Genomic DNA, 24,184 nt, shown 5'->3' on the forward strand with positions numbered 1-24,184 from the left:
AAACTATTTACTGTTTTTCTTTATAATTTCTTGGGCTAAATGAATATAGTTCACTGCACCTTTGCTTGTTGCATCATAATTAATGATACTTTCACCAAAACTTGGAGCTTCACTTAATTTAACATTTCGCTGAATTACGGTATCAAAAACCATATCGTTAAAGTGTTTTTGAACCTCTTCTACAACCTGATTAGATAAACGTAATCTTGAATCGTACATTGTTAATAATAAACCTTCAATGTCAAGATCTGGGTTGTGGATTTTCTGAATACTTTTAATAGTGTTCAATAATTTTCCTAATCCCTCAAGTGCAAAATACTCGCACTGAATAGGAATAACTACAGAATCAGACGCTGTTAAAGCATTCAATGTTAACAAACCTAGAGAAGGTGCGCAGTCGATAATGATATAATCATATTCTTGTTTTGCCTCTTCTAATGCTTTTTTAAGCATATACTCGCGGTTTTCTTTGTCAACCAATTCAATTTCGATAGCAACAAGGTCAATGTGAGCAGGTATCACGTCAACATTTGGAGCTGTACATTTTAAAACGGCTTCTTTTGGTGTTACAGTATGCTCAAGAATTTGGTACGTTCCAGTTTCAACTGTTTCTACGTCAATTCCAAGGCCAGATGTAGCATTGGCTTGAGGATCAGCATCGATCAATAATACTTTTTTTTCTAAAACACCTAATGCGGCAGCTAGATTGACTGATGTAGTAGTCTTTCCAACGCCTCCTTTTTGATTAGCAATAGCAATGATTTTGCCCATTTATTTTCTGAATTTTGAACCGTAAAAATACAATTATTTATGGTTTTTGAAAATCTATTTTGTTAACATTTGTGAAACTTTGCTTAATCGGGGTTTCATGGGTGTTTGCTTGAAAATAATTTTAGTTATGAATAAGATTATTAGCAATATTTTGACCAATTTAGGTGAGGTTCTTTCAATAAAATGACAAGAATTAAATTTTATTTTGAAGAAAAGGTGTTATTTTAAAATTTCGATAGTGACATAAACTAAACCACTTTTTTTATTAGAAGCGATTTCCATAAATGCTCTTTTGCTGAGATCAATTTCTCTTCCATTAATAAAAGGGCCTCTGTCTGTAATTTCTACGATTACAAATTTCTTATTTATTTCGTTTGTGACTTTTAATATTGTGCCAAAAGGAAATTTTTTATGTGCAGCAGTAAAATCATTGTTGTTAAATCTTTTTCCACTTGCGGTTTTTCTTCCGTTAAATTTATCATGATAATAAGAAGCGTGTGCATTTGTCTTGTATAATACGCCTTCTTTTGCTGCTGAACATGAATCCACAGAAGTCGTGTTCTTTTCTTGCGCGATTATGATATTAGAAAAAACTATAGCAGTAAACAATAGAATCTTTTTCATTTTATTTTCCCTTTCGATTAAACTGGCAAAAGAAAGTTATTGAAGAAAAATGGACATCTTCAAAAAGGTTTATTTATGTCATTAAAGGACAAAATACGGGCTTTGTATAGTTTTTGATAAGAAATATGTAAAGACACGGGTTAAAGATTATTGCTATTTTGGGCTTTCTAAAAACTACAGCAATTACATACTATCAAACCACAAAAAACAAACATTTTTATGATTAAAAAAGTAAACTCAATGTTTCTAACATTCGTGTCAGTGTTTATGCTTTCCAGCTTTGTCTCACCGAATTCGTCTGTTGAAATAAAACATGAAAACAAGATCGAACGAAAAATTATTTATAACAAGAAAAAACACAGTATAACATTATCGTGGTCGGCTTTTGGTTCTTCTGGAAATTATATAATTAGTAGAGGAGGAAGTCGTTTGGCATCAGAATTTGTATCAGTTGGGTCTACTTCCAAATTGACATTTACAGATAATAAACCGAATACAGATAAATACGAGAACTATTATAAAATTACGCGTAATGACACAACCATAATAATTTCGCTGGAAAATCAAATTTTTGGTGATAACCTATATTTATACGACAGAAAGTATGAAAAAGTTGAAACAGCCCGAAATGAAATTAATTCGCATTTTGGTGCAATTGGTTTAGGAGGAGCAAATGGAGAATGGACAACAAAACGTCAGGCATATTATTTTAAAGCAAATGTTGACGGACAGACTTATGATGTTGGTGGGTCAGGTTCTGCTTCTTCGGTGGAGGCTAATTCAATAGAATTGGGATTTTATTCTCATATTGGAGGTTTGGGTAAAGTGCCATCAGATGTTAAATTGGGTTCTATATTTACTAGGCCTCATCTTTCTGGTGGAGCAAATGCTACTTGTACATTTTGGCGTTCGGTAGAAAATGTAGAAGTAATGCGCGATTTTTCATGGACTGTTTCTCAATCAACCAGCGCAAGAAGGCTTCTTATTGATAGCACTTCGAAATATATTTCAGATGTTGGAAATACAAATTTTTGGGGAAGTGGCGGTTTTATTGCTGATACTCATTACACATCTGACAGGGCAAACTGGGGCGGACAACAGCAATGGTATACTAGAAATACCGTTTTTCCTTCTGGTTCAGGAGTAATGGGAGGTTCATACAATATGGTTTGGCAAGGATGTGTTAATCCGCCAAAAGCGGATGATGCCAATTCTCCAGTTTCTACAACTCCAATTATTAGAGAAAAACCTTTTCTGTTTATAGATAAAGATGGAGAATACAAAGTGTTTATTCCAGCATGGCAAAAAGATCGAGTAGGAACTTCTTGGACAACAACGGATATGGGAAAAGGTAATGTCCAAGATTTGGTTACAAGCTGGTATGTTGCTAAAGAAGGTGATACTGATGTAGAAATTAATGCTGCATTAAAATCAGGTAAGAATATATTTTTTACGCCTGGGCATTATTCGTTGAATGCGCCTATACAAGTAAATAGAAAAGATGCTATTCTTCTTGGTTCTGGAATTGCTTCGGTAACTTTAGAACCGACTGAAAAAAATACTTGGGGCTGTATTTATGCCGATGATAAAGACGGAATTATCATTGCTGGACTTTTGATGGATTCACTAAATAGTACAACTTATCAAGTTAGAATTGGTAATGAAAGGGCAAATGCAGATCATGCTACAGATCCTATTTTGCTTAGTGATATTACTTGCCGTGTGGGTGGAGTTCAATCAAAAAATATCCAGATACAAGCTTCCATGCAGATAAATAGTAATAATGTTGTGGGTGATCATTTTTGGTTGTGGCGCGCCGATCATGGTTCGCAAAAAGGAGGAGATGCGCGCTGGACAAGAGACAGATGTAAAAACGGACTTATAGTTGCTGGAGATGATGTTACACTTTATGGATTATTTGTTGAACATTATCAAGAATATGAAGTGATATGGATGGGAGAACGAGGAAGAACTTATTTCTTTCAGAATGAACCTCCGTACGATGCGCCAAATCAGGCGAGCTGGAGCAGTCAAGGAGGTAAAGTTGATGGTTATGCGGCTTTTAAAGTTGCGAATACTGTAAAAGAACATCAAAGTATCGGAATGGGTTCTTATGCCGTTTTTACTGGAACAGATGGGAACGTGAATAAAAAAAACGGTTTTGAAATTCCGAATAGCCCAAATGTAAAATTAGAGAAAATGTGTATTACTCGTTTTGCTGGCTCAGGGAATATTCAAAATGTTATAAATAGTACTGGCGGAAGCACAGCAACTGGTGCAAAACGTGTGGCATTATATACTAATAGTGAAGGAATACAGCCTTTTGATGAAGAATTTATTTTACCTAAAGGAGAATCTTATCCTGCTTATATAAGTATGGAAAAATAGTAAGAACGATTTTTTTCGCCACGAATTCACGAATTATTTTTTCAAATCTTCGCGATTATTTATTCGAATTAATTCGCATAATATTAGATAAAGTATTTAAAAAGAAAATTCGTGAATTCGTGGCGAATACTATTTATTTCGTTTCTAGTATGTTTAAGGGATAGCTAATAAAGGCGCAAAGTTTTTTATCTGAGTTTAAAGCAAAAAAAAAGTCTTTTCAAAAAATGAAAAGACTTTTGTCGGGGTGGCAGGATTCGAACCTGCGGCCTCCTGCTCCCAAAGCAGGCGCGATAACCGGGCTACGCTACACCCCGTAGCATTTGCTTATTGGTCGTTACTGTGGTCTTCCCGCCTTAGAGCGGGACACGATAACCGGGCTACGCTACACCCCGAAGATGTTTTGCTGTACTGCCCGAAAGCGGATGCAAATATATAAATAAATTTCGTTTACAAAAGCAAAAATCAAAAATAAATAAAACTTATTTTGAGATAGCTATTTCAGATTTAATTTCGACGTTATTTTTTATAATAAAGTTTACATTTGCAACTCAAAAAAACTATTACTATGTCAAATACAATCGAAAAAATTAAATGCCTTATTATAGGTTCTGGCCCTGCAGGTTATACTGCGGCTATTTATGCGGCTAGAGCTAACATGAATCCAGTATTATATCAAGGAATGCAGCCTGGTGGTCAATTGACTACAACTAATGAGGTTGAAAACTTTCCTGGGTATGTTGATGGAGTTACAGGGCCAGAAATGATGATTCAGTTACAAGAACAAGCAAAACGTTTTGGTGCTGATATTCGTGATGGTTGGGCAACAAAAGTTGATTTTTCTGGAGATATTCATAAAGTTTGGATTAACGATACAATCGAATTACACTGTGAAACTGTAATTATTTCTACAGGTGCTTCGGCTAAATATTTAGGATTACCATCAGAACAACATTACTTAAATATGGGTGGAGGAGTTTCTGCTTGTGCTGTGTGTGACGGATTCTTCTATAGAAACCAAGATGTTGTTATTGTTGGAGCAGGAGATTCTGCTTGTGAAGAAGCACATTATTTATCTAAACTTTGTAAAAAAGTAACAATGTTGGTTAGAAGTGAAAAATTCAGAGCTTCTAAAATTATGGAAGAACGTGTTCGTAAAACGGAAAACATTGAAATTTTAATGAATCACGATACTGTTGAAGTTCTTGGAGATAATAATGTAGTTCATGCTATTAAAGCTTTAAACAAAACAACTGGCGAAACAATCGAAATTCCTGCAACTGGTTTCTTCGTGGCAATTGGTCACAAACCAAATACAGACATTTTTAAAGATTACATTACACTAGACGAAACTGGTTATATCGTGAATACTCCAGGAACATCTAAAACAAATGTAGAAGGTGTTTTTGTTGCTGGTGATGCTGCAGATCATGTGTATCGTCAGGCAATTACTGCTGCAGGTACAGGTTGTATGGCAGCATTAGATGCTGAAAGATATTTAGCTTCTAAAGAATAATTTAAAGTATTCAGTCACAGTCGCAGTTTTCAGTTTATTGGAATTTAAACAGAACTAGACTTTAAAAATAAAAAAGTCCCAATCATTTTACGATTGGGACTTTTATTTTATGCAAAATTTTCAGACTGTAAACTGCGACTGAGAACTGCGACTGAGAACTGCGACTACTTAACTTTCTTAAACAACTTTGCTTCTTCAGAAAAACGAGTAAGCTGAATTGCAGGACTTCCAAAAAGAGAAATTTCTGCTTTATCACCCACAGCTAGCGAAAGTGTTGTTTCAGCAAAAATACTTCCTACTGCATTACTTTCAGCAGTAACATTCGCATCTTTCAAAGTAAATTTTACTCCAGTAAATGTAGAGTTATTGTCTAATCTAATAGTTGCTTTTTCTGCAATACCTTCAACAGCAGCACTTGCTTTTTGGTACAAATCACATTTAAATTTTATAGCAGAAACTAATGTTTTCACAATAGCATTTTTACTCAATTGTAAATTTCCTTCTTCGGCTTTTAAATTCAACTCTGTTTTAGATTTATCATCTGCAATTAAAGTGAATTTTTTCGAATTTACGTTCAAGTATAATTTAGAAAAGTCAAGAGCATTCATTGTGATATCATCCAATTGCAATTCCTGAATCGCATAAACAACAGCTTCATTTTTAGTGATTACTTTGTTTAATGACTTAGTGTAAGTAACCTTAACTGCTAGTTTCTTAAAAATAGTCGATTCTTTATTAGTATATAATCGAAGTGTTTTTTCTCTTAAATCCATTCCAATGATATCATGAAGGTTATCATCGGCTTCAATTTTAATTTCATTTTTTTCTCCTTGTTCTAGATAAACTTCAAGATTATCATCGACTTCAAGGGCGTCAAAACTGCCAACTTCTTTTACTGAAGTAGTTACAATTTTAGAACCTTTAATTTTTTCTCTTTTTTGTGCAAAAGTGAATGCTGTAACAAATAATAATAGGAGCAGCGCTGTACTTTTTTTCATTAATTCTAGATTTGATTTTGACAAATATAAAAAAATCATCCACTTTTGATGAATGATTTCTTTTATATTTAACAGTTAAATCTTTTAATTTTTGCCAACATTTCCTCCAGAGCTTTCTGATTTTTCAATTTTCTTTGGCTCACCAGTGTAATTGATATTTCCTCCGCTTGAAGCTTCAGCTTTTAAACTTAAAATAGGATGTACTAAAACGGTTCCGCCACTAGAAGCGTCTGCGTGAATGTCATTTGCCATTAATTTATCAGCGTCAACACTTCCTCCGCTTGAAGCCGAAGTATTTAAACTTAAAGCTTTACCTTCTATATTGACAGAACTGCCGCTTCCAACATCAATAGAAATTCTATCAGATTCAATGTTAACATTCATCGATGCTGCACTAGAGCTTTCTAAAGTCAAGTCTTCGCTTTCAAAAACGCCTTTAGTTTGTACAGATGATGCACTCGAAGCTTCTATCTTATGAAGAACAGGCATTTTTACAGTTACCTTTTTAGAAGTAATATTTCGGAAAGAATTGTATTTACATTCGATAATAAGAGTTCCGTTTTCTACTTTGGTTACAATTTCCTTTTGAAGATTATCATCTGCTTCAACTTTAATTTCTACAGAATCTGATTGCTCAACAACCACATCGATTGCATTGCTTACAGAGATATTAGTAAAATCTCCTTGAACAGTTCTTTTTTCTGTTGTAACATTACCGCTTCCTTCAATTGAATTCATGTTAAAATTACATGAGGCAAACAATAAAGCAGTTACAGTTGCAACTATAAATTTCGTAATATGAATGATTATTTTTATCATGGTTTAGTTAATTTTGATTATCACTCCGTTTTTATCAGTAGTTAGTTTTCCTTTAGTTTTTTTTCCGTTTAAAACTTCTTTTCCATTAATTTTAACCGAAACTTCATTTATTGTATCATTGGCAGTAGTATCTATTACTTCCGCATCGTCGTCGTCGTCATCGCTATCGTCTGCTGGGCAATTTAGACACTTAACTTTTGAACCGATAACTTTATAATTGTAATTACCGTCATAATTTAGATTAAAGAAATCATCGTCGTAATTAAAATAATCTCTAACAGAATTTTCAGGTTTAAATAATTGCCCTTCTGGAAGATATAGGTAGATGTCAACTTCTTGTCCTCTAAATTTATTCTTCACATCTGTCAGAAAATAGTTATCCAAAATTAAATGATTTCCGCTAATTTGAAACTTATAATTAATTTTTTCTGCTCTTTTTTTAGCATTAGTGAAAGAGTTTCCTCTAGCACTTTTTTCAATCTGGATAAATGGAGCTGACTCGTCTGTATGTAATACATGTAAGCGTACATCATTAGAATAAATCAATTCGTTGTTTGCTGAATCCTGTACAAATTCAAACTCTCTGTAGTGATTTAAACTTTTTGCATAATAGTCACTGTATTTGAACTTTACAAATAATGTATCAGTTGGTTTGATTGCAAAAACTTTTTTCTCTATTACTTTATTATCGTATGAAATTTCAGTTGCCTGTTTGATTCCGATACTTGCCAAAATTGCTATAGAAATAATCCAGATAGCTAAAAGTGTATATTTTGTTATATTTCCAATTGATTTTAGGTTTGGAGATAACAGTTTAAATCCTAAAAGTGTTAAGAAGAAAAACGGAATTCCAACTGCAAAGAACATTAATAATCCAAATGACCAAAGCGGATATTCTGTAAAGTTTCCGGCTTCAATAAAATTCTGCCAAGGGAAATCGATGAAAATATTAGTTCCTAAAGTGAAAACGCCAATTAACAACATGATCAAAGTTGAAAGTCCTGCTATAATTAGAATTACACCTAAAAACTTAGCAAAGATTTTAAAAACCGTCATGATAAAGTCTCCAAATGAACTACTTATTCTCTCAGCTCCCGACTTTACCTGATTTCCCATTTTGTCATAATCTGCATTTTTGAATTTATCAGAAAGTGAATCAATTTCTTCTCGAACTTTTTTTTCGATGTTCGAAATCGTTACTGGCTCTCCTGTCATTTCTAATTTTTCAGAAGTTGTAACCGCTTCAGGCGTTACAATCCAAAGAACGAAATAAGCTAAAATTCCAGTTCCGAAACCAGCAAAAACGAAGATCAAGAATATGATTTTAATCCAAACCGCGTCAATTCCAAAATAATGTCCCAAACCTGTTGCTACACCACCAATCATACCATTTTCTTTGTCGCGGTATAATTTTTTGTGTTGTCTTGCAGTGTAGTTATTAAAAGACTGATTTGCATTTTCTTCGTCTTCAATTCTATAATCTTCTGGCTGTCCCATTACCGCAATCACCTCGTCAACATCTTTCAGTCCAACAACATGTTTTTCACTTTTTTGTTTTTCTGTCAACAATTCAGAAACACGCATTTCGATATCTTTAATAATTTCATCCTGACCAGATGAGTTGTTAAGGGATCGTTTTATAGCGTCAAAATAGCGTGTCAATTTTAAGTATGCATCTTCATCGATGTGAAAAAACATCCCGCCTAAGTTAATATTTACTGTTTTGTTCATGACTTATTGATTTTGATTGGTGATTAAATTTACGGCGTCAGATAATTCCGTCCAAGTGCCGCTAAGTTCGTTTAAAAAAGTTTGTCCTATTTCGGTTAATCCATAATATTTTCGTGGTGGCCCAGAGGTCGATTCTTCCCAGCGATAATTTAGTAAACCGTCATTTTTCAATCTAGTTAACAACGGATAAACGGTTCCCTCTACAACTAGTAATTTTGCGTTTTTTAAAGTGTCTAATATTTCAGATGTATATGCGTCTTTTTCTTTTAGAACAGATAAGATGCAAAACTCAAGAACACCTTTGCGCATCTGTGCTTTTGTGTTTTCAATGTTCATAATTTCATTTTGTTTTTTTTTGATTGAACAATTCGTTTTTTGATTGATGATGATTGATTGATGATTGATTGCGAAACTTATATGATTTGATTGATGTTTCGACTATAACTTTTAATTTTTGTATCACTTTATAAAAGGAATCGTAATCGGATATTTGTATAATTCTCCGTTTGAAGCTTTTATCGAAGCATAAATCACTAAAAAGAATTCAACAAATTTTAGAACTCCAAAAAGAACGACAGCGGTAATTCCTACACTTAAAATTCCAATGTTTGCTTGAATGTTAAAGTTTCTAATTACAAAATCGTCGTCATTAAAAACAGCTTCTAGCGGAAGATTCTGCAAGAAAACAGTAACGAAAATTGGTATCGCAATAAGCGCTAAAATCAAAGTATAAAGCAATAAGCTTAACTGAAAGTTCAAAGCCTGTTTTCCGTGATGATCTGCAAATTCAGATTTGTCTTTGTAGTTTGTCCAAATGATTAGCGGAAAAATATAGTTCCCAAACGGAATTATATATTGACTTAAAGTACTCAAATGAGTAAATGCTGCTGTATTCTTTTCTGAAGTTTTTTCCATGATGAGTGGTGTTGTTGTTTCCATGATTAAAAGCATATAGTAATTTCTTATGCAAATATATGTCTAAAAGACAGTATCTTGTTTTACATAGTACCAAATATTAACAAAAAATTAACAAACACAAAGTTGTGAAATGATGCTTAAATTGTTGAAAATCATCGCTAGTTCCCGTGTTTGTTGACTTCTTTTGATAAGTAAAGAATTTATTGTGCGTGCATAGTTTTTTTGTATTTTTACATAAAAAAATATATCCTATGGCACTTTCAGTATCAAAACTTAATAAATTCGTCCTATTCAAATTACCATCAGCATACTTTTGCGGAGTACGTGTAAAAGATATAAACGATAGCAGTTGTACCGTAACAGTCAAACACAGATGGATCAATCAGAACCCGTTTAATTCTATGTATTTTGCAGTTCAGGCAATGGCTGCTGAGTTGACAACTGGAGCTTTGGTGATTTCTCAAATCCAGCAAAGTGGTAAAAAGATTTCTATGTTAGTAGCTAACAATAAAGGAAACTTCACAAAAAAAGCTACAGGAAGAATTACATTTGTTTGCAAAGACGGACATTTAATTGCCGATGCAATAAAGAAAACTATAGAAACTGGAGAAGGGCAGACGTTCTGGATGAAATCTATTGGAACAAACGAAGAAGGAGTTCAAGTTTCTGAAATGGATTTTGAATGGAGTATTCGAGTGAAATAAAGTAGCAATATCAATTAATAAATAGAAACAGCAGTAATTTTTTACTTGTTGTTGCATATAAAAAACGTCAGTAATTTTTTTTTACTGACGTTTTTTTTGTTTTTAAAATCTGTTTTTTTTATTTTTATGTTGTTAATGTACTGAATTTCAGTACATTTATGGTATTAAACTCATACACGCAAGAAAAATGCTTTCTTTCTAAATCAAAATTTTAGCTGATAAATTGATCTTAAAATATTTATCAAGCAACTTCTACAAGCCTCTATAATTTAAGGAATTTTGAAATAATTAAGTTTAACTAAAATCGATTAACATTGGGTATTTGTAATTAGAAATAGTCTATTCTGTTGTTTTTAGGCTTTTAGAGGAAACTGTAAAAAGAAGCCTATCATGCTTTTGCCACCGAAAAATACGGAAAACCTACACTGTATAATTTTTTTAGAAAATAATAAACAATTGTTATTTAAAGCTATTTAATCTTTTTGGAAGAATAGATCGTTTTAAGTGGCTGTTGTTGAATTAATAAAAAACAAATATGAGGACAAAAATTACTTTAATTTTAACATTGCTCATCCTGCCTTTTATCAGTAACAATCTTTTTTCACAGACAGTTTCTGGTATACCAAGCACTAATGGCTGCCAGAGCCAAGGTATAATTACTTCAAGCAGTACAGGATTAGGAGCAACACCGCAGTATCAGCTTTTAAGGGCTGGTGCAGTTGTTTCTCCAGTTTCAGGAGACAATACGCAGTTTACAACAAATCCAGTTTTTACAGGATTAATTTCAGGAACGTATACAGTAAACGGAAGAGCCACAGCAGGCGGAACCGTTTATTCGAGCAGCAATATTACTGTAAACGATGGCTATACAGCAATGACAGTGACAACTCCCACAAAAATAGCCAATTGTGTGGGAGGCACTGCAGTTTTAACAACTACAGTTGCAAACGGAAAAGCACCATTTACCTACACGATTGCCACGCAGACAGCACCGGGAACAATTTTACAGAATAGCGGTGCTATTGCTGCCAATACATTTGCTTTTAATGGACTTCCGGCAAATAGCTATATTGTGAGTGTTACGGATTCTTGTGGACTTACTATTACAGGAGCAACTTCCATTTCCAATCCAACAGTAGGACTTAACGATATTAAGTTAGGAAGTATCGCTTATCCTTTATATTTAACTCGTAATAATTGTTCATCTCCAATAGTAATAACTAATGAAACAGGTTTTCAATATTCTAATGGAACTGCTATTACCGTAGCAGATGCAGATCTTTTTACATGGAAAGTAAAATATCAAGGGAATTTATATGGAAAAGATACGGATGGAGATAGCTATGGGGATTTAAATGGTGAGGGATATTCTCCGTTAACTAGAGTTTTTAGAATGCCATTAATTGCGAATCGGGCTGGTATATTTGCCGATATTGCTAATATGAAAGTTGTATTGATTGACAAATGTGGAAGAGAAAAAGAGTTTCCAATGACTCAATGGCAATCGGGTGGCTTTATAGCTGTTCAAAATTGTGCAGGATCAGGTTTGATAAAAATTACTCCTAATCAGCTTAGTTGCTTACCAATGGATATAGTTTTTACAAATATTGCTAATCCTTCAGATGTAGTTTTAAAAACAGTTAACACAGAAATTGAAAGTTTCCTTGGTCTTACAGCCGGTGCAACATATCACGTAACATATATAGATGCCCAAGGAAACACAACCGGAAACTTTCAAGGACTTCCTGCATCTCAAAATATAATTATCCCACCTAATCCCACATTTTCTGTTGTCCAAAGTTTTTATGGAATACAGCCAAACCTAAATATTTTAGGATATGGAAAAGCAATGGTTTTTGTTAATCCGTTTATAGATCCATCAGTAACTTATACAATTGTTGCTTCAGATAATCCTTTAGTAGCAGTTGGTGCTACAGGAACCTCTTCTCTAGATGTTAATGGAACAGGGGTATTATCTAAAGTAAATCCAACAGATCCAGCAGGTTATTGGCCAAAAGGAAACTATACTGTCAATATTACAAACGCTTGTGGCTCTAAAGATGTAAATTTAGTTGTCCAAGGTTATTTAGCTAGTCTTTCAGGTTATACCACAACTCCAGTCTGCGGCGGATTTAACTATGTTATGAATGGCAGTTTTGATGTGCCAAGTGCTTATGAGGTGCGCATTATTTCAGGTCCTTCAAGCGTGGGGCAGACAAGAGATTTAGCCAGCACTACGGCTTCATTCCCTTTTGACGGTTTGGGATATGGCACGTATGTTTTTGGATTACGCATTAAAGGTGGGACGACAGATGTCCTAACCCAGACTATAACCTACGACGCCAATAATGCTATTATAGTTGACAAAACCAATACGGGAGGTTTTGTGTGCGCGACAGGAGCGACAAACGGAGTCTTGACCATCACCGCAGCATCCAATTCCCCGGCTCCTAACAATGTGCTCCAATATGCCTTGAGCACCGATGGCGGAAATACCTTTGGATCTTACCAGAGCGGGAATACCTTCAGCGGACTGACCGATGCAACCTATTTTTTCAGGATAGCAGACGGCTGCGGAAATGTGATCACGCAGTCTGTACAGATTGGTGTGGCGGCAGCCCCAGAAGCTACGGCCAACGGACTGAATACTCCTGCCGTGATCTGCGATATGACCTCGGGCACGGTACAGCTGGATGTTGACATTTTCGGCGCGCTTTCCTATTTATGGGCAGGACCTGGGATAAATGCATCCAATCAGAACCAGAAAGATCCAATGATCAATTATTCAGATCTGACAATAGGCGCGAATAACTATACCTGCACCGTTACACTCGGCGCGCCATGCAACAGCAGTGTGGTTTCAAATCTGACCATTAATGTAAACGCCAGACCGACAGTGGTAACGACAGCTCCGGCTCCAGTCTGTGCGCCAAATACAGTCAATCTTAAAGATCCTGCCGTTACAGCGGGAAGCGCTGCGGGGCTTACGTATACTTATTTCTCAGACGAGCAGGCTACGATTCCTGTTGCAGATCCCACAGCGGTTGCAGTGCGCGATACCTATTATATAAAAGGAACGGACGCTAGCGGCTGTTTTTCGATTGCGCCAGTTGAGGTTATCGTAAATGAACTTCCTCAGGCAGTGATAAGCTATTTAAATGCGCCTTACTGCCAGACGGGAACAGCAGTTCCCGAAGAACTCGGCACGGCGGGCGGAACCTATAGTTCTGATGCTAATCTTGCTATTGATGCAAATACCGGAGAAATAAATTTAGAAGCTTCAACAATAGGAGATCATGTTATTACCTATACATTTAGTGATGGCAGCTGTTCGAACACTGTAACCACAGATATTACTATTAATGCACTTCCAACGGCATCTATAAATTATCCAAACGGGCCTTACTGCAACAGAGGAACAGCCACATCTGTAGAAACTGGGATTGCCAGCGGAAAATACAGTTCAGATGCAGGACTTGTGATAGACGAACTGACAGGCGATATTGATCTGGGTGCTTCGACTCCTGGAACTTATACAGTAAGTTATGAATTCAGCAACGGAACCTGTTCAAATGTAGCCACAGCCGCAATCACGATAAACCCTACAGCATTGCCATCTGCAATGGCAGATATTACAGCGCAATGTTCAATTACCCCAGCAGCGCCAATGCTTACTGATCAGTGTGCGGGAAATATAACAGCAACAACGCCAACGGTTTTCCCAATTACAGCACAAGGGACAACAGCGGTAACTTGGACTTTCGATTACGGAAATGGCTATACACAAACAGCAAGCCAAAATGTCATTATTGATGATACCATAGCTCCAGCTGCACCAGTTCTTGCAGATGTAACTGAAGAATGCTCTGTGTCATTAGCTGCCCCTACTGCAACGGATAATTGTGCAGGAGCAGTTACTGGAACTACAGCAACAGTTTTCCCGATCACAGCTCAGGGAACAACGGTGGTTACATGGAGTTTTGATGACGGAAATGGCAATATTTCAACAGCAGCCCAAAATGTTATTATTAAAGATATTACCTTGCCAACTGTTCCAGTCCTTCCCGATGTGCAAGCGCAATGTTCCGCTTCTGTAACACCTCCAACAGCTACTGATAATTGCTCCGGAACTATTACAGGAACCACAAATACTGTTTTTCCAATAACAGCGCAAGGAACAACCGTAGTGGTTTGGACATTTGATGATGGTAATGGAAATATAGCTACAGCAAATCAGAATGTAATAATTTTGGATAATATTGATCCAATTCTGCCAACTCTTCCAGATGTTACAGCAACCTGTTCTGCTTCATTAGTAGCACCAATCGCAACAGATAACTGTGCTGGATCAATTGTAGGAACTACAGCTACGGTTTTCCCAATAACAGCACAAGGAACAACAGCTGTAACTTGGACTTTTGACGATGGCAACGGAAATATAGCAACTGCCAACCAGAATGTGATCATCAGTGACACCACAGCACCTGTTCCACCAGTTCTTGCAGACATAATCGGGCAATGTTTCGCTTCACCTGCGATACCTTCAGCAATAGACAATTGTGCAGGAAGCGTATTAGGAACAACAGCAACAACTTTTCCGATAACGACTCAGGGAACAACAATAATTACATGGATATTTGATGATGGAAATGGAAACATATCAACAGCCAATCAAAATGTTATTCTAAACAGTGCAATACAAGTTCCGACGGACCTGCCAGATATAACAGGAGAATGTGAAGTGACACTTGCTGCACCCGCGACTGCGGTAAATTGTTCTAACATTATAATAGGAACAACCACCACAGTTTTTCCGATAACGGCTCAGGGAACAACAATAGTTACATGGACATTTGATGACGGAAACGGAAATATATCTACAGCTAATCAAAATGTAATTATTAAAGATGTTACTGCTCCAGCAGTTCAGGCACTTAGTGATATAACAGCAGAATGTTCCGTTTCGCCATCTATTCCAACAGCTATAGACAATTGTGCCGGAATCATTTCTGGAACAGCTTCAACAGTTTTTCCAATTACAGCTCAAGGAACAACAATAGTGGCTTGGAGTTTTGATGACGGAAATGGAAATATAGCAACTGTGAATCAAAATGTTATTATTAAAGATACAGCAGCGCCTATTGCACCTGTTTTAGCAGATATACAGGAACAATGCTCTGCTACTCCAGCTATTCCTGCAGCAATTGATGATTGCGCAGGAATAATTTCCGGGACCACAACGACGATTTTTCCAATTACAGCACAGGGAACAACTGTTGTAACGTGGAGTTTTGACGATGGAAACGGCAATATATCAACCGCTAATCAAAATGTAATCATTAATGATACTACACCGCCAATTATACCAATATTGGACGATGTGAATGGAGAATGCGAAGTGACACTTACCGCGCCTTCAACGGTGGATAATTGTTCTAAAACTATTATTGGAACAACAAATACAGTTTTTCCAATTACAGCACAAGGAACAACTGTAGTTATCTGGACTTTTGACAATGGCAATAGCAATGTCGTAACAGCAAATCAAAATGTTATAATAAAAGATGCGTCAGCACCTGCAGCACCAATTCTTGAAGATGTATATGGAGATTGCGAAGTAACCCTTTCGTCGCCGACAGCTATAGACAATTGTGCCGGAATCATTTCTGGAACAACTTCAACAGTTTTTCCAATCACAGCTCAAGGAACAACAATAGTGACTTGGAGCTTTGATGACGGAAATGGAAATATAACAGCTGCAAACCAGAATGTAATTATTGATGATGCTATTGCACCGTCAGCACCAGTTTTGGCAGATGTCAGAGGAGATTGCAGTGTTACATTAACTGCACCAACGACTGTTGATAACTGTGCAGGACCAATTACTGGAACTACAGCCACTATTTTCCCAATTGTAACTCCAGGAACAAGTATTGTAACTTGGACTTTTGATGATGGGAATGGAAATATCTCGACATCAAATCAGAATGTAATTATTAATGATGAAACACCTCCTGCAGTGCCTATTCTGGCAGATGCTATGGGAGAATGTTCTGTGACACCTCCAGTACCGACAACTATAGATGCTTGTGTGGGAACAATTACAGGAACAACTGCATCAATTTTCCCGATCACAGCTCAAGGGATAACAGAGGTGACATGGAGTTTTGATGATGGAAATGGAAATATCTCAACAGCAGTCCAAAATATTATCATTGATGATGTAACACCGCCTGCAGTCCCTTTATTGTCAGATGTGACAGCGGAATGTTCAGTGACAGCACTAACAGCGCCGACAGCTACAGATAATTGTGCTGGCATTATCACGGGAACAACGGCTACTTTATTTCCTATTACAGCACAGGGAACAACAGTGGTTGTTTGGACATTTGATGACGGCAACGGCAATATTTCAACAGCCAATCAGAATGTGATTATAAAAGATATCACCGCTCCGATAGTTCCAATACTCGCAGATATTACAGCAGAATGCTCCGCAGCTCCGACAGCTCCGACCGCAATAGATAATTGTGCTGGCATTATAACAGGAACTACAGCTACTGTTTTTCCAATTACAGCACAGGGAACAACAGTTGTGACATGGACATTTGATGACGGTAATGGCAATATTTCAGCAGCGAATCAGAACGTGATAATTGATGACATTACCCCTCCAGATATCCCTGTTTTAGCGGATATTACTGGGCAGTGCAATGTTACACCAGCGATACCGACAGCAACAGATGCGTGTGCTGGAATAATTGCAGGAGTTACAGCATCAACGTTTCCAATAACAGATCCGGGAACGACAATTATTACCTGGACATTTAATGATGGCAATGGCAATAGTGTAACGGCAAACCAGAATGTGATTATTAGCCAGATTGCTTTGGCAGGAGCAGAAACTGCGGCCTGTTCTTCTACACAGCCAGGATATAACATCACTTTATCAGTAACAGGTCAGGCGCCTTATACTGCTACTGGAACCGGAGCACCGGGAACATGGTCGGGAAATGCTTGGACATCAGGACTTATCAGTTCGGGAACCAATTATAATGTGAGCTTTCAGGATGCAAGTGCCTGCAATACGGTAAATGTAGCCGGAATTTCGCCAAACTGCTGCCGTTTCAGTGTGATCTGCCCGACTTTCCAGCCTACTTCAGTGCAATGCTATGAGGAGCTTCCTTCGGCAGCGAATCTGACGGAAGCAGAGTTCGAAGCTTTAGGAAATGGAGACGGACGTATAGCAGACACCCGATGCGGAGTGGTTGAAATTACAGCATCAAATGGAGCGGATCCAGGCTGTAATGCCAATGTAGCCAGAACTTATACCATAACAGAATATGCAGATGCCAACAGCAACGGAGTTCGCGATGCAGGAGAGGATACCGTTCTGGATACTGCAGCGTGTACGCAGACGATATTAATTCATGATACTGCAGCGCCAGTATTTGCAGAAACACTGCCTGAGGCAACGATAACAGCAGACTGCGATACCATTCCTCCAGCCCAGACTTTTACAGCTGCAGATAACTGCGGCAGTGCAGCAGTTGCTTATGACGAGCAGAGAGTTGACGGGGACTGCGCCAGCAGATATTCGCTGATCAGAACCTGGACGGCATCAGATAATTGCGGAAATCAGAATTCTTTTGTGCAGACCGTTAATGTCTCTTGCGTAGAAGAAGTCTACAATGCCGTGTCAGTAAATGGTGACGGACTAAACGACAGTTTCTTTATAAAAGGAATTGACTGCTATCCAAACAATGTTGTAAGAATCTATAACAGATATGGAGTGGTGGTTTACGAGAAAAACGGCTACGACAACGTTACCAGTCCATTTCAGGGATTCTCAGACGGACGTGCAACTGTTGCCAGAGGAAACAAGCTTCCGACTGGAACTTATTTCTACACATTAGAATATGACAGCAACGGAAGAAAAATCGAGAAAGCAGGATATCTGTATGTCAGTAGTCAGTAATAAATGATTTTATTATATACAAAAAAGACCTCAAGAAATTGAGGTCTTTTTTTTGAAATCGAGTTTCAATTATTTTTTAACGCAGCAAGATTTTTTATCTTTCTTGTCTGTTGTCTTTTTGCAGCAAGATTCTTTTTTAGTTTTTTCTTTTGCAACTGGTTTTGTTTCCTGAGCGGTTACACCAATTGAAAATAAAGCAACAGTAACGATTGTAATTACTTTTGTCATTTTGTTTTAATTGTTTTTTGTTAGAAGAATTTATAATTGAGTGAATCAAATATAAATGGATTTTTTATTGTAAGAATAGTTTTATTGTTAATGTTTTGGTAAAAGTGAATTAATTTTATCACTTGTTTTTCATAATTTGACTAACATAATTTTTATGATTACTATATCCATTTTTTTCTGGATTCTCCAAATCTAACATTTCTCCTAATGAAGTATCGAAAATCTGCCAATTATGAAGTTTTGCTAATTCAATAATTTTAAATAGTGCTTCTTCACTATAAAGAGAAATCATCTTATTACTGCTTGGCTCATCATCAAAAAAGAAATTAATATCATCATTAATAGAATCAGAAAAGAAATCCTTACTACTATTTTTATTTTTTTGATCTTCCGCATTTTTTGTTGAACAATTTTCTAGCAGTATTTTATCAAAATCGATTGGAAGAAGTTTTTCTTCATCTAAATCTTGAATAGAAATTATTTTTTCTGCGGAATTAAAAAGTACAATATCCCAACTCATAATTAATCATTTTTAAAGTAGTAAAATTATTACAATTAATAGAATTAAACAAGTTATTGTAATATGGACTAAATAACTTAAATGTTTTAAAAATCAATAATTCAAATTAACCCCAAAACCAATTCCCATATCGCTGTCATAATGTGTTGTAATTCCGAAGTTTCTCGCAACAATATATTTTAATCCCGCCATATATTCTTTATCTGTATTCCACATTAAATTCATTCGAAGTCTTTGCGAAAGCGGAATATCTTTTCGTTCAAATTGTAAACGAACATTTCCGTCTGTATACACCTCAACTTGTGCTTTTATCAGCATTGGTAAAGTGTATTCAAGACCCGCACTAAAAACCGAACGATTGTCTTTTGTATTACTTTGGCCAAAAAGATTCTGTTCCTGCTCGTCCATTCCCATTCTTCGGTATCTCCAGTCAAAACCAATAAAAGGCATCAACCATTGATTTTTTCCAATATAACGACCAATGTGTGTTTCCGTTTCATAACCATGTTCATTATTATAACCCAATCTCCATTCGGTTCCGATACTCCAACGCGTATTGCTGAACATTGCTTCACCATCATTCCCATTGCTGGCAAAATCATTTTCAGCCATAAAATGAAACATGCGATCGTCCATTTTTAGCATTTTGTAAGCCATTTCCGGATGATGAATCAGAGGATTTGGTGCTGAATTTTCATAAGTAAAAATTCTCCCCATTCCAGCCATCATGTGATATAAAATATGGCAGTGAAAAAACCAGTCGCCATCAGCATTTGCTTGGAATTCGATCGTATCGGTTTCCATTGGCATAATATCAATGACATTTTTCAATGGAGCATAATCGCCGTGTTCGTTTAAAATTCTAAAATCATGTCCGTGTAAATGCATTGGGTGTCGCATCATCGAACCATTGTATAAAACGATGCGAACGTTTTCTCCCTTTTTAATTAAAATTTTATCCGTTTCAGAAACCACTTTGTTATCTAAACTCCAAACATAACGATTCATATTTCCGGAAAGCGTAAAACGCAATTCTTTTACAGGAGCATCTTTTGGAAGATTTGTTTTAAAAGGAGATTTCAGCATTCCGTAATTCAGAGTCACAATTTCAGAAGTTTCAGTACTGTCACTTTCCGTTTTCATTTCTTCCATATTATGATTCGAATGATCCATTTTTGGTTTTGAATTTTCATCTTCACCTGAAATTTCTGGATACATTACAGCATTCATGTCCATTTTATTCAAAGACATATTCATGCCCATATCATTCATTTCGCCATTCATTTTCATCATATCGTTCATCATTTTCATGCCTTCAAAATATTTTAATTTTGAAAGATGATGAACAGGCTGTTTTTCTCCATTTCCTAAAAACAAAGATGCAGATCCCGTTCTGTCTTCGGCTGTAGCCAAAAAAGCAAAAGATTTATGGTCTTCGGGAATCGTAACCACAACATCATAGGTTTCAGAAACTGCAATAATCAAACGATCGACTTCTACAGGTTCGACATCATTTCCGTCGCTCGCTACAACGGTAATTTTTCCTCCGCCATAAGTCAGCCAGAAATAACTTGATGCGCCTCCGTTTGCAATTCGCAATCGGACTTTTGAACCTGGTTTAAGGTCTGAAAACTGCTGTTCATTTTTCCCATTAATGAGAAACTTTTCATAATAGACATCGCTGACATCCATCGCATTCATTCGTTTCCATTCATTGGTTACTTTGGTCGAAAAATGTCCTTGTTTTAAAGCTTCGGCATAACTTTGTGTTGTTCCTTTTTTAATTGCAAACCAATCATTGGCATTATGGAGCATTCGCTGGATATTTTCTGGTTTCAAATCTGACCATTCACTTAAAATGACAGGAATTGTCGGCAAATCGTCAATTCCTTTTCGAATTGTTGAATCGTCTTTTTTCTTATTGATGATAAAAAGCCCGTACAGACCAATTTGTTCTTGTAAGCCCGAATGACTGTGATACCAATACGTTCCGTTTTGAATTATAGGAAAAGTGTATTTATGAGTTGTTCCAGGTTCAATAGGCATTTGCGTAAGATATGGAACTCCATCTTCTTTATTTGGAAGAAACAATCCGTGCCAGTGCATCGAAGTCGTTTCTTTTTTGAGTTCGTTATGAACATAAATTTCGGCAATATCGCCTTCGGTAAAAGTCAGAGTTGGCATCGGAATTTGTCCGTTTACTGCAATAGCACGTTTCTCTTTGCCCGAAAAATTGACAATTGTGTCGCGTACATATAAATCGTAACGAACTACTTTCTGTGCTTTTAGCTGAAAAACAATTAAAAAAAGCACAAGTATATAATTGATTTTTATCATGGATTATAACTTTAAATTTCTCAATCGTAAAGCATTTACGATTACAGATACAGAACTCAAGCTCATTGCCACCGCGGCCAACATCGGCGAAAGCAATACCCCTAAAAAAGGATATAAAATTCCAGCAGCAATTGGTACGCCCAAAGTGTTATAAATAAAAGCAAAAAATAAATTCTGTTTAATATTTGACATAACGGCATGGCTGAGGTTTTTAGCTTTTACAATTCCGTTTAAATCACCTTTAACTAAAGTAATTTTTGCACTTTCAATCGCAACGTCAGTTCCTGTTCCCATTGCAATCCCAATATTGGATTGAGCCAAAGCAGGTGCATCATTAATTCCGTCTCCCGACATGGCAACAATTTTCCCTTGTGCTTGAAGACGTTCAATTTCTTTCAATTTATCTTCTGGAAGACAATCTGCTTTGAAAGAACTTAAATGTAAATGTTCAGCAACGGCTTTTGCAGTATTATGATTGTCACCAGTCATCATGATAACTTCAACACCTTGAGCGATTAATTCTTTAATGGCTTTTGCGCTGTTTTCTTTGATAGCATCGGTAATGGCAACATAACCTAAAACAACATTTTCAATTGCGATGTACGAAATAGTTTTCCCCAGATTTTGTTCAGCTGTAACTTTCTGTTCTAAGTCTGAAGAAACAGAAGCACTAATTTCTTCCATTAATTTTTTATTTCCTAGAGCAACTTTTTTGTTTTCAATGTTTCCTAAAACACCTTTTCCAGCGATGGTTTCAAAACCTTGAACTTCTTTAAATTTAGTGTTTTTTGCTTTCGCGAAATTGACTACAGCTTGCGCCAAAGGATGTTCGCTATGCTGATTTAACGAAGCAATATTTTGAAGCAGAAAATCTTCCTCATTATTAACCGAATATATTTTTTCTACAGATGGTTTTCCTTCGGTAATTGTGCCTGTTTTATCGGTAATTAAAACATCAATTTTATTCATGTTTTCCAAAGCTTCGGCATTTTTGATCAAGATTCCGTTTTGAGCACCTTTTCCAACACCAACCATAACTGACATCGGAGTTGCGAGTCCAAGTGCGCAAGGGCAAGCAATAATTAAAACGGCAATAGCGTTGATTAATCCGTAAACGTAAGCAGGTTCTGGACCAAATTTTGCCCAAAGAAAGAATGTCAAAATCGAAATAATAACAACAGTCGGAACAAAATACTTAGAAACGCGATCTGCTAATTTCTGAATGGGAGCGCGAGATCGGCTAGCGTCATTTACCATTTGGATAATCTGCGAAAGCATCGTTTCTGAACCCACTTTTTCAGCAATCATCACAAATGATTTTGTGCCATTTATTGTTCCCGAAATTACTGCATCACCAGTTTTTTTATCAACGGGAATTGGTTCTCCCGTAATCATCGATTCGTCAATACTACTTTCTCCAGTTGTTATTTTACCGTCTACCGGAATTTTTTCTCCTGGCTTTACGCGAAGTAAGTCGCCTTTTTTGATATTATGAATAGAGATTACTTTATCCACTCCGTTCTCAACCAAAGTTGCTTCTGTCGGAGCTAATTTTAATAATTCTTTTATTGCTCCGTTAGTTTGTCCGTGCGCTTTGGCTTCCAATAATTGTCCTAATAAAACTAAAGTGATAATTACAGTCGCAGCTTCAAAATACAAATGAATAGTTCCGTGATGCGATTTAAATTCAGAAGGGAAAATATCTGGAAAAAACATTCCGACGATACTAAATAGAAAAGCAACGCTTGTTCCAATTCCAATTAAAGTAAACATATTCAAGTTCCAAGTCACAATCGATTTGTAAGCACGGACAAAAAACATCCAGCCTGCATAAAACAAAACTGGAATCGAAAATAAAAGCTGAACCCAATTCCATTTTTCGATAGACATTATATTGTAAAGCGGATTATTTGGAATCATTTCTGACATCGAGATGATGAAAATAGGAAGTGTAAACAGAATCGCGATTTTCATTTTCTTCAATAAATCAGAATAGGTTTTGTTTTCTTCGCTTTCTGAAGCTTGCATCGGAACTAAATCCATTCCGCAAATCGGACAATCGCCTGGTTCGCTTGAAACGATTTCTGGATGCATCGGACAGGTAAATTGTGTTGCAGTTATGGCAACTTGTGGCACTAAATCCATTCCACAAACCGGGCAGTCTCCGGGTTTGTTATAGGTTTTGTCGCCTTCGCAATGCATTGGGCAATAATAAACACCATTTGCACTATGCTGATGTACTTTTTTTGTTTCTAATTTATGATGATTGTGATGCTCTTTTTTATTGCTAGAACAGCAAGATTTTACAGCTGTTTCAGAATGGTTTTTAGGAGAATCCATTTCAATTGTATAATTTCCAGCCACCGATAAAACTTCCTGAAATTTTTCAGTAGGAACATGTTTTTCCATTGTAATCGTAGCCGTTGGCGGATTTAAGGTAACTTCTGCCTGAACGCCTTCAACTTCATTCAAAGTTTTTTCTACTTTGGTTCGGCATCCGTTGCACGACATTCCTGAAATTATATATTGATGAGTCATTGTATTAGTTTTTTAAGTATTACAATGCAAATTTCCGAAGTATCTGTGAGTTTGGTTTGTAGAATTTTGTGAATGATTTGTAAGATTTACAAAGGTTTTTGTTTCACGCAGATTCCG

15 protein-coding genes and 1 tRNA gene are annotated in these 24,184 nt (G+C 36.3%); 4 read left to right on the forward strand and 12 right to left on the reverse strand.

Annotated features, from left to right (window positions below; genetic code table 11):
* Positions 1–3: 3 nt before the first annotated feature.
* Both DM444_RS08815 and DM444_RS08820 read right to left on the reverse strand, forming a co-directional pair.
* A complete protein-coding gene (locus DM444_RS08815) occupies positions 4–771 on the reverse strand; it encodes a ParA family protein (protein WP_111285723.1) in 768 nt (255 codons plus the stop codon).
* A 219-nt stretch (positions 772–990) separates the two neighbouring features.
* Positions 991–1,395, reverse strand: a complete 405-nt coding sequence (locus DM444_RS08820) for a septal ring lytic transglycosylase RlpA family protein (protein WP_111285725.1) — start codon at positions 1,393–1,395, stop codon at positions 991–993.
* Between the two features lie 240 nt (positions 1,396–1,635).
* Between DM444_RS08820 and DM444_RS08825 the strand changes: the two genes are divergently transcribed.
* A complete protein-coding gene (locus DM444_RS08825) occupies positions 1,636–3,783 on the forward strand; it encodes a glycoside hydrolase family 55 protein (RefSeq protein WP_239455630.1) in 2,148 nt (715 codons plus the stop codon).
* Positions 3,784–4,022: 239 nt separating this feature from the next.
* On the opposite strand, the gene DM444_RS08830 is transcribed toward DM444_RS08825, so the two are convergent.
* Positions 4,023–4,097: transfer RNA gene (locus tag DM444_RS08830), tRNA-Pro, on the reverse strand.
* A 251-nt stretch (positions 4,098–4,348) separates the two neighbouring features.
* Here DM444_RS08830 and trxB point away from each other — a divergent pair.
* Positions 4,349–5,296 (forward strand): thioredoxin-disulfide reductase, encoded by a 948-nt coding sequence (gene trxB / locus DM444_RS08835; RefSeq protein WP_111285729.1) that lies wholly within the window; start codon positions 4,349–4,351, stop codon positions 5,294–5,296.
* A 164-nt stretch (positions 5,297–5,460) separates the two neighbouring features.
* On the opposite strand, the gene DM444_RS08840 is transcribed toward trxB, so the two are convergent.
* From DM444_RS08840 to DM444_RS08860, 5 genes are all read right to left on the reverse strand, one after another.
* Positions 5,461–6,294, reverse strand: a complete 834-nt coding sequence (locus DM444_RS08840; RefSeq protein WP_239455632.1) for a GIN domain-containing protein — start codon at positions 6,292–6,294, stop codon at positions 5,461–5,463.
* Positions 6,295–6,378: 84 nt separating this feature from the next.
* The gene (locus DM444_RS08845; protein ID WP_111285733.1) at positions 6,379–7,113 is read right to left on the reverse strand and encodes a head GIN domain-containing protein; all 735 of its coding nucleotides are present in this window, start codon (positions 7,111–7,113) and stop codon (positions 6,379–6,381) included.
* A 3-nt stretch (positions 7,114–7,116) separates the two neighbouring features.
* Positions 7,117–8,844 carry a PspC domain-containing protein gene (locus tag DM444_RS08850; protein ID WP_111285735.1) on the reverse strand — a complete coding sequence of 576 codons (1,728 nt, stop codon included), beginning with the start codon at positions 8,842–8,844 and terminating at the stop codon, positions 7,117–7,119.
* Between the two features lie 3 nt (positions 8,845–8,847).
* Positions 8,848–9,180, reverse strand: coding sequence for a PadR family transcriptional regulator (locus DM444_RS08855; RefSeq protein WP_008464689.1), 333 nt, complete (start codon positions 9,178–9,180; stop codon positions 8,848–8,850).
* Positions 9,181–9,303: 123 nt separating this feature from the next.
* Complete coding sequence (locus tag DM444_RS08860; RefSeq protein WP_111286014.1) at positions 9,304–9,759, reverse strand: DUF4870 domain-containing protein; 456 nt, start codon at positions 9,757–9,759, stop codon at positions 9,304–9,306.
* Positions 9,760–10,013: 254 nt separating this feature from the next.
* Between DM444_RS08860 and DM444_RS08865 the strand changes: the two genes are divergently transcribed.
* Both DM444_RS08865 and DM444_RS08870 read left to right on the forward strand, forming a co-directional pair.
* Positions 10,014–10,466: a DUF4442 domain-containing protein gene (locus tag DM444_RS08865; protein ID WP_111285737.1), complete on the forward strand. Its 453-nt coding sequence runs from the start codon at positions 10,014–10,016 to the stop codon at positions 10,464–10,466.
* 535 nt (positions 10,467–11,001) lie between these two features.
* Positions 11,002–18,444, forward strand: coding sequence for a gliding motility-associated C-terminal domain-containing protein (locus DM444_RS08870; protein WP_111285739.1), 7,443 nt, complete (start codon positions 11,002–11,004; stop codon positions 18,442–18,444).
* A gap of 69 nt (positions 18,445–18,513) precedes the next feature.
* Here DM444_RS08870 and DM444_RS23600 read toward each other — a convergent pair whose 3' ends face one another.
* From DM444_RS23600 to DM444_RS08885, 4 genes are all read right to left on the reverse strand, one after another.
* Entirely contained in the window at positions 18,514–18,672 is a 159-nt protein-coding gene (locus DM444_RS23600; RefSeq protein WP_162614942.1) for a hypothetical protein, read from the reverse strand.
* 118 nt (positions 18,673–18,790) lie between these two features.
* Positions 18,791–19,192: a hypothetical protein gene (locus tag DM444_RS08875; RefSeq protein WP_111285741.1), complete on the reverse strand. Its 402-nt coding sequence runs from the start codon at positions 19,190–19,192 to the stop codon at positions 18,791–18,793.
* Positions 19,193–19,285: 93 nt separating this feature from the next.
* Entirely contained in the window at positions 19,286–21,529 is a 2,244-nt protein-coding gene (locus DM444_RS08880) for a multicopper oxidase family protein (protein ID WP_239455634.1), read from the reverse strand.
* 3 nt (positions 21,530–21,532) lie between these two features.
* Positions 21,533–24,067 (reverse strand): heavy metal translocating P-type ATPase, encoded by a 2,535-nt coding sequence (locus DM444_RS08885; RefSeq protein WP_111285743.1) that lies wholly within the window; start codon positions 24,065–24,067, stop codon positions 21,533–21,535.
* Positions 24,068–24,184: the final 117 nt, after the last annotated feature.

The sequence above is a fragment of the Flavobacterium ginsenosidimutans genome, assembly GCF_003254625.1.
Taxonomy (GTDB): Bacteria; Bacteroidota; Bacteroidia; order Flavobacteriales; family Flavobacteriaceae; genus Flavobacterium; species Flavobacterium ginsenosidimutans.

What these genes read in the sequence shown, in the direction of transcription:
- DM444_RS08815 (WP_111285723.1), bottom strand. Translation starts at nt 771, where the DNA reads ATGGGCAAAATCATTGCTATTGCTAATCAAAAAGGAGGCGTTGGAAAG.
- DM444_RS08820 (WP_111285725.1), bottom strand. Translation starts at nt 1,395, where the DNA reads ATGAAAAAGATTCTATTGTTTACTGCTATAGTTTTTTCTAATATCATA.
- DM444_RS08825 (WP_239455630.1), top strand. Translation starts at nt 1,636, where the DNA reads ATGTTTCTAACATTCGTGTCAGTGTTTATGCTTTCCAGCTTTGTCTCA.
- trxB (WP_111285729.1), top strand. Translation starts at nt 4,349, where the DNA reads ATGTCAAATACAATCGAAAAAATTAAATGCCTTATTATAGGTTCTGGC.
- DM444_RS08840 (WP_239455632.1), bottom strand. Translation starts at nt 6,294, where the DNA reads ATGAAAAAAAGTACAGCGCTGCTCCTATTATTATTTGTTACAGCATTC.
- DM444_RS08845 (WP_111285733.1), bottom strand. Translation starts at nt 7,113, where the DNA reads ATGATAAAAATAATCATTCATATTACGAAATTTATAGTTGCAACTGTA.
- DM444_RS08850 (WP_111285735.1), bottom strand. Translation starts at nt 8,844, where the DNA reads ATGAACAAAACAGTAAATATTAACTTAGGCGGGATGTTTTTTCACATC.
- DM444_RS08855 (WP_008464689.1), bottom strand. Translation starts at nt 9,180, where the DNA reads ATGAACATTGAAAACACAAAAGCACAGATGCGCAAAGGTGTTCTTGAG.
- DM444_RS08860 (WP_111286014.1), bottom strand. Translation starts at nt 9,759, where the DNA reads ATGGAAAAAACTTCAGAAAAGAATACAGCAGCATTTACTCATTTGAGT.
- DM444_RS08865 (WP_111285737.1), top strand. Translation starts at nt 10,014, where the DNA reads ATGGCACTTTCAGTATCAAAACTTAATAAATTCGTCCTATTCAAATTA.
- DM444_RS08870 (WP_111285739.1), top strand. Translation starts at nt 11,002, where the DNA reads ATGAGGACAAAAATTACTTTAATTTTAACATTGCTCATCCTGCCTTTT.
- DM444_RS23600 (WP_162614942.1), bottom strand. Translation starts at nt 18,672, where the DNA reads ATGACAAAAGTAATTACAATCGTTACTGTTGCTTTATTTTCAATTGGT.
- DM444_RS08875 (WP_111285741.1), bottom strand. Translation starts at nt 19,192, where the DNA reads ATGAGTTGGGATATTGTACTTTTTAATTCCGCAGAAAAAATAATTTCT.
- DM444_RS08880 (WP_239455634.1), bottom strand. Translation starts at nt 21,529, where the DNA reads ATGATAAAAATCAATTATATACTTGTGCTTTTTTTAATTGTTTTTCAG.
- DM444_RS08885 (WP_111285743.1), bottom strand. Translation starts at nt 24,067, where the DNA reads ATGACTCATCAATATATAATTTCAGGAATGTCGTGCAACGGATGCCGA.